The organism is Bradyrhizobium sp. PRIMUS42, from assembly GCF_023006515.1.
GTDB lineage: Bacteria > Pseudomonadota > Alphaproteobacteria > Rhizobiales > Xanthobacteraceae > Bradyrhizobium.
The window spans coordinates 1-5,722 of sequence record NZ_JALBGZ010000419.1 but is presented as its reverse complement, the minus strand read 5'-3'; the positions used below and the strand labels follow the sequence as shown (position 1 = coordinate 5,722).

7 protein-coding genes are annotated in these 5,722 nt (G+C 64.0%); 6 read left to right on the top strand and 1 reads right to left on the bottom strand.

Features of this window, described 5'->3' with window-relative positions:
* Window positions 1–427 precede the first annotated feature (427 nt).
* The 3 genes from MOV75_RS25325 (at window position 428) to MOV75_RS25315 (ending at window position 2,407) form a co-directional block, all read left to right on the top strand.
* Complete coding sequence (locus MOV75_RS25325; RefSeq protein ID WP_246930252.1) at window positions 428–736, top strand: EthD family reductase; 309 nt, start codon at window positions 428–430, stop codon at window positions 734–736.
* Between the two features lie 206 nt (window positions 737–942).
* The gene (locus tag MOV75_RS25320; RefSeq protein WP_246930251.1) at window positions 943–1,452 is read left to right on the top strand and encodes a hypothetical protein; all 510 of its coding nucleotides are present in this window, start codon (window positions 943–945) and stop codon (window positions 1,450–1,452) included.
* A 130-nt stretch (window positions 1,453–1,582) separates the two neighbouring features.
* Window positions 1,583–2,407, top strand: coding sequence for an alpha/beta fold hydrolase (locus MOV75_RS25315; protein ID WP_246930250.1), 825 nt, complete (start codon window positions 1,583–1,585; stop codon window positions 2,405–2,407).
* 203 nt (window positions 2,408–2,610) lie between these two features.
* Here the strand turns inward: MOV75_RS25315 and MOV75_RS25310 are convergent, their stop codons facing one another.
* The gene (locus tag MOV75_RS25310) at window positions 2,611–3,213 is read right to left on the bottom strand and encodes a TetR/AcrR family transcriptional regulator (protein WP_246930249.1); all 603 of its coding nucleotides are present in this window, start codon (window positions 3,211–3,213) and stop codon (window positions 2,611–2,613) included.
* Window positions 3,214–3,335: 122 nt separating this feature from the next.
* On the opposite strand from MOV75_RS25310, the gene MOV75_RS25305 reads away from it, so the two are divergent.
* The 3 genes from MOV75_RS25305 (at window position 3,336) to MOV75_RS25295 (ending at window position 5,494) form a co-directional block, all read left to right on the top strand.
* Window positions 3,336–4,274 (top strand): SDR family oxidoreductase, encoded by a 939-nt coding sequence (locus MOV75_RS25305; RefSeq protein ID WP_246930247.1) that lies wholly within the window; start codon window positions 3,336–3,338, stop codon window positions 4,272–4,274.
* 28 nt (window positions 4,275–4,302) lie between these two features.
* A complete protein-coding gene (locus MOV75_RS25300; RefSeq protein WP_246930245.1) occupies window positions 4,303–4,962 on the top strand; it encodes an epimerase in 660 nt (219 codons plus the stop codon).
* 82 nt (window positions 4,963–5,044) lie between these two features.
* Complete coding sequence (locus MOV75_RS25295) at window positions 5,045–5,494, top strand: DUF2948 family protein (RefSeq protein WP_246930243.1); 450 nt, start codon at window positions 5,045–5,047, stop codon at window positions 5,492–5,494.
* The last annotated feature ends 228 nt before the right edge of the window (window positions 5,495–5,722 follow it).

Genomic DNA, 5,722 nt, shown 5'->3' with positions numbered 1-5,722 from the left:
CCCGGCGTCTATGCCGTCGGCGACGTCCGCTCCGGTTCGGTCAAGCGCGTCGGCGGCGCCATCGGCGAGGGCGCCCAGGTCGTGGCCTCCCTGCACGGCTATCTCGGCGACGCCGCAAAACCGGCGCTTTAAAGCCCGCTCCGGAAAAAGTGTGAAGCGGTTCTCCGCAGGATCGCGCTCACCAATAAGTCAAGCAGAAGACAAGCGCGTGGCAAGACGAATCCGGCTTGCCATCGTGCGGCGTCATGCGTGACTATCTTCCCTCATCCTGAGGGGCGCGCAGCGCGCGCGTCTCGAAGGATGAAGGCCCGGATGCATCTGGGCCTTTCGTGGTTCGCGTGGCGATGCGCAAGCATCGTCCGCAAGCGTGCTTCGCACGCTCCTCACCATGACGATCTACAAACAAAACGCTTAACGGGAGAACTAAATGGCTGAAATCGTCGTGCTCTACAAGACACCCAAGGATGCTGCCGCCTTCGACAAGTACTATGCCGAGACGCATATCCCGCTCGCCAAGAAGCTTCCCGGCCTGAAGAAATACGCCGTCAGCAAGGGGCCGGTCGCATCTCCCGCCGGGCCTTCCGGAATCCATCTCGTCGCCATCCTCACCTTCGATAGCGTGGCCGCCATCCAGTCGGCATTCGGCAGCGAGGAAGGCAAGGCGACCGGCGCCGACGTGCCGAAATTCGCCAGCGGCGGCGCCGACCTCCTGATGTTCGACACCAAGGAAGTGTGAAGGGATCGATTCAACTTTCGTCGAAGGTGACGAACCACCAACTGCTGTCGTTTGCGACAGTGGTACAAAAAATTCAGCCATGCGTTTGTCGATTCGCACGATGACGCATGGCTGCGCACATGCATGCGGCGACAACGCATGTGGCAATTCCATGAGCACCGTAATACTACTCTCCTCATCTCAACGCGGAGAGTAGGAGAGATGTCATGGTCCTTGGCTTGAGCCTGCCTGCCTTCACTTTGGTCCACGTCATCATCAGCCTGATCGCCATCGCCGCCGGCCTCGTCGTGATGTTCGGTCTGCTCGGCTCGAAGTCGATGCCGGGCCTCACCGCGATCTTCTTGGCCTTCACGATCCTGACCAGCGTCACCGGCTTCCTGTTTCCGTTCGAGAAGCTGCTGCCCTCGCACATCATCGGCATCATCTCGCTGGTGCTGCTCGCCATCGCCTGCGTCGCGCTGTACGGCATGAAGCTCTCCGGCGTCTGGCGTCCGGTCTACATCGTGACCGCGATGATCTCGCTCTATTCCAACGTCTTCGTGCTGGTGATCCAGTCGTTCCTCAAGGTACCGGCGCTCGCCGCGCTCGCGCCGGCAGTGGCGCCGGCGCCACCATCTGGTCCCGTGTTCGCGGTGGTGCAGGGCATCGTCCTTGTGTTCTTCGTCGTGATCACCATCGGCGCCTGGCGCCGCTTCAGGCCGATGGCGTTTGCCTGATCACACGATTCTCAACGTTCCCAGTTGATGCGAGACATCGCATTCGGGACCTTGCGCACCTATCTGCGCATCATCGGCGCGTGCTTGATCACGCGTAGCGCAATGGATCTTCACTGAAAGAGAGCAGTCCATGCCCACCATCACCACCAAAGACGGCGTCGAGATCTTCTACAAGGATTGGGGAAGCGGTCAGCCGATCGTATTCAGCCATGGCTGGCCGCTGTCGTCCGACGACTGGGACGCGCAGATGATTTTCTTCGTCAACAACGGCTACCGCGTCATCGCCCATGACCGCCGCGGCCATGGCCGCTCGTCGCAGGTCGCCGACGGTCACGACATAGATCATTATGCCGACGACCTTGCGGCCGTCACCGCGCATCTCGACCTCAACAACGCCATTCATGTCGGCCATTCCACCGGCGGCGGCGAAGTCGTGCATTACATCGCGCGCCACGGCGAGAGCCGGGTGGCGAAGGCCGCGATCCTCTCCGCGGTGCCGCCGCTGATGGTGCAGACCGCGGCCAATCCCGGCGGCCTGCCGAAGAGCGTGTTCGACGATCTCCAGAAGCAACTTGCCGCCAGTCGCACCCAATTCTATCGCGACCTGCCGGCCGGCCCGTTCTACGGCTACAATCGCCCCGGCGCAAAACCGTCGGAAGCGGTGATCCAGAACTGGTGGCGCCAGGGCATGATGGGCGGCGCCAAGGCGCATTACGACGGCATCGTTGCGTTCTCGCAGACTGACTTCACCGAGGACCTCAAGAAGATCAACGTGCCCGTGCTGGTGATGCACGGCGACGACGACCAGATCGTGCCTTACGCCGATTCGGCCCCGCTCTCGGCCAAGCTGCTGAAAAAGGGCACGCTGAAGACCTACAAGGGCTTCCCGCACGGCATGCCGACCACCCACGCCGAGACCATCAACGCGGATCTCCTGGCATTTTTCAGGGAGTAGAGGAGCTGATCTTGCCCTCTCCCCCTTGCGGGAGAGGGTGGCTCGCTGCGCAGCCACGGGTGAGGGGACTCTCTCCGCGAGTCCGGAATCGTAGGGTGGGCAAAGGCGCACTTGCGCCGTGCCCACCATCGATCCGACGCTGCACAGAAATGGTGGGCACGCTTCGCTTTTCCCACCCTACATACCCTCCAGGGGAGTACACCTCACTTCAGTATCGCTCTGATCGCATCGAAGGTGCGCTTGACGAAAATCTCCGGCTTCTCCCGCGCACCTTCGCCAATCCAGCTGTCGCCGCCGACGCGCATCGCGCCTGTGGCGATCATGGCGACGAGGCGCGCCTTCAGCTGGTCCGATTTGGTTCTGGCGCGGCGGGCGAGCCCGTCGGCCAGCGCGAGTTCGAGCTTTTCGTATTTGAGCTGATCGCGGGCCCGAAGCGCGGGATTGTCGCGCTTGAGCCGCGACATCGCCGCGGCTTCCGCCGGATCGATCCGCTTGACCGCCGCTGCGATAACATTTTCCGCGGCCGTCAGCATGGGTTCATCCGCAGGCCGGGCAACAATCTCGGCGACCAAGGCGCTTGCCGCGCCTTCCTGCCAGGCGGCGACCACGTCCTCCTTGGATGCGAAATAATGGAAGAAGCTCCGGCGCGACACGTCCGCCGCTGCTGCGATGTCGTCGATGGTCGTGGCTTCGAAGCCGCGCTCCAGGAACAGCGTCATCGCCGCCCGGGTCAGGCGCGCGCGGGTCTCCTGCTGCTTGCGCTGGCGCAGGCCGGTGCCATCAGGGGAATTTTCGCCTGGGGGCAATGACTTGACGCGTTTCCGGACGACCTTCGAAGGCTTCAAATCGGCTCGCCTCTTGTAAACTTGCACTCAGTGCACATTTAGACCCGTCGCGGGCCTCGTTCCAGCCCCGAACGGAGAATGGCATGACCGACTGGACCATGGCAGATATCCCCTCTCTCGCCGGCAAGACGGCCGTGGTCACGGGAGCGACGGGCGGCCTCGGTTATGAGACGGCGATGGCGCTGGCGGGCGCCGGTGCCATTGTCATACTCACCGGACGCAGCGACGCAAAGGGCCTGCGGGCGATCGAAGGCATTGGCGAGCGGTTTCCCAACGCGCTGATCGCCTACGAGCATCTCGATCTCGCCAGCCTCGCTTCCGTCGCCGATTTCGCCAAGCGCTTTGCCGCCGGCAACGAGCAGGTCGATCTCCTCGTCAACAATGCCGGCGTGATGGCGCTGCCGAAACGGCAGCAAACCGAGGACGGTTTCGAGATGCAGCTCGGCACCAACTATCTCGGCCACTACGCCTTGACGGCGCACCTGTTGCCGCAGCTTCGCCGCGCGAAGGCGCCTCGTGTCGTCAATCTCTCCAGCCTTGCGCACCGCTCCGGCGCGATCAATTTCGACGATCTGCAGGGCAAGCACGCCTATCGCGCGTGGCGCGCCTACAGCCAGTCCAAGCTGGCGATGCTGATGTTTTCGCTCGAATTGCAACGCCGTAGCGACGCGGCCGGCTGGGGCCTGATGAGCCTTGCGGCGCATCCCGGCTTCGCGCGCACCGATCTCGTCGCGAACGGCCTGGGCGCCAACTCGCTGCAGTGGCGGGTCGGCCGGCTACTCCAGCCGCTGTTCAGCCAGTCCGCTGCCGATGGCGCACTGCCAACGCTGTTCGCCGCGACTTCGCCCACAGCGGAGCCCGGCGGATATTACGGTCCGAACGGATTCTACGAAATGAAGGGGGCGCCCGCGGTGGCGAAGATCATGCCGCACGCGAAGGCTCTCGCTGCGGCGGCCATGCTGTGGGATGCCTCGGCGACATTGACTGGTGTATCCTTCGACGAGATCGCGGCCGCCGCTTGAGCCGCGCGAGCCGGTTGGGGACGTCCCGATGCAAGTCATCATCTTCGGCGCGACCGGCATGATCGGGCAGGGCGTTCTGCGCGAATGCCTGATCGATCCCGGCATCGACCGTGTGCTCGTGGTCGGCCGCAGCCCGACCGGCGTGCGCAACGCCAAGCTCGTCGAGATCATCCACGACAATTTTCTGGACTATTCGGCGATCGAAACGCAGCTGACCGGCTTCGGTGCCTGCTTTTTCTGCCTCGGCGTCTCCTCGATCGGCATGCGCGAGGAGCGCTACCGGCATCTTACCCATGACCTCACGCTCGCGGCAGCGACGATGCTGGCACGCCTCAACCCGCAGATGATCTTCACCTACGTCACCGGGGCCGGCACTGATACCACCGAGCAGGGTTCGCGGATGTGGGCGCGGATCAAGGGCAAGACCGAGAACGATCTGCTCAAGCTGCCGTTCAGAGCCGCCTATATGTTCCGGCCGGGTGCGATCCAGCCCCTGCACGGCGCCCGTTCCAAGACCGCCTGGGTGCAGGCGGTCTATACCGCAACCTGGCCCCTCTGGTCGGTGCTGCGCCGGCTCTCGCCGCGGCTCGTCACCTCCACCGAGCAGATCGGTCGCGCCATGATCCGCGTCGCCCGGGAGGGGTATCCGCGGAAGGTGCTGGAAATGGAGGATATCAATGGCCTCTAACCCGCCGACCCGGTAGTTTGGACGGAAATTTCGGGGCCTGTGTGCGTTGAGCCCGATCCACTCCGAAGGAGAAGCGTCGGCGATGCCGCCCCAGCTCAAATTGATCGCACTCGACGCCGACGATCTCGCCGTGATCTCGACCCATGTCCAGGACGCGCATGTCCAGGCCTCCGACATCCTCTGGCGACAAAGCGAGAAGCGGCTTGTGGTCGGGATGAGCCGGCTGGACTGGGAGCAGACGCTGGAGGGCGAGGCCGAGCCGCGTCGGCTGGTCTCCGCGCTCCGCTTCGACCGCGTGCTCGCTTGCAAGTCGCGCAACATCGACCTCACAGCTCCCGACAAGGTCCTGGACCTTGTCGGCATCGAGTTTCACCCGAGGGACGGCCGCGACGAGGAGCCCGCCGGCAGCGCCCTGCTTTTGTTCGCGGAAGGTGGCGCCATCCGGCTCGACGTCGAATGCCTGGAATGCGAGCTGACCGACCTCGGGGCGGATGCACTGGGAACGGGGGTGGAGATCGAGGGGGAGGTGTGAGGTTGCCGGTATACCAGCCGTACCGCCCCCGTGCCCGCGCGCCTTGCGAGGGTTGACGTCGCTTCCCCGCCGCGCCATTGAGCAGGGGACCTGGTGCGCCAACCCGCCCCAAAGACCAGCCAGAAGCCAAGCCAGACATGCCCGTTCGCCTCGACCGCAGCAGCGCCGATTTTGACCAGCGATTCGCGGCCTTCCTTGCCGCCAAGCGCGAGGTCTCGGCCGACGTCG

What these genes read in the sequence shown, in the direction of transcription:
- MOV75_RS25325 (WP_246930252.1), top strand. Translation starts at nt 428, where the DNA reads ATGGCTGAAATCGTCGTGCTCTACAAGACACCCAAGGATGCTGCCGCC.
- MOV75_RS25320 (WP_246930251.1), top strand. Translation starts at nt 943, where the DNA reads ATGGTCCTTGGCTTGAGCCTGCCTGCCTTCACTTTGGTCCACGTCATC.
- MOV75_RS25315 (WP_246930250.1), top strand. Translation starts at nt 1,583, where the DNA reads ATGCCCACCATCACCACCAAAGACGGCGTCGAGATCTTCTACAAGGAT.
- MOV75_RS25305 (WP_246930247.1), top strand. Translation starts at nt 3,336, where the DNA reads ATGACCGACTGGACCATGGCAGATATCCCCTCTCTCGCCGGCAAGACG.
- MOV75_RS25300 (WP_246930245.1), top strand. Translation starts at nt 4,303, where the DNA reads ATGCAAGTCATCATCTTCGGCGCGACCGGCATGATCGGGCAGGGCGTT.
- MOV75_RS25295 (WP_246930243.1), top strand. Translation starts at nt 5,045, where the DNA reads ATGCCGCCCCAGCTCAAATTGATCGCACTCGACGCCGACGATCTCGCC.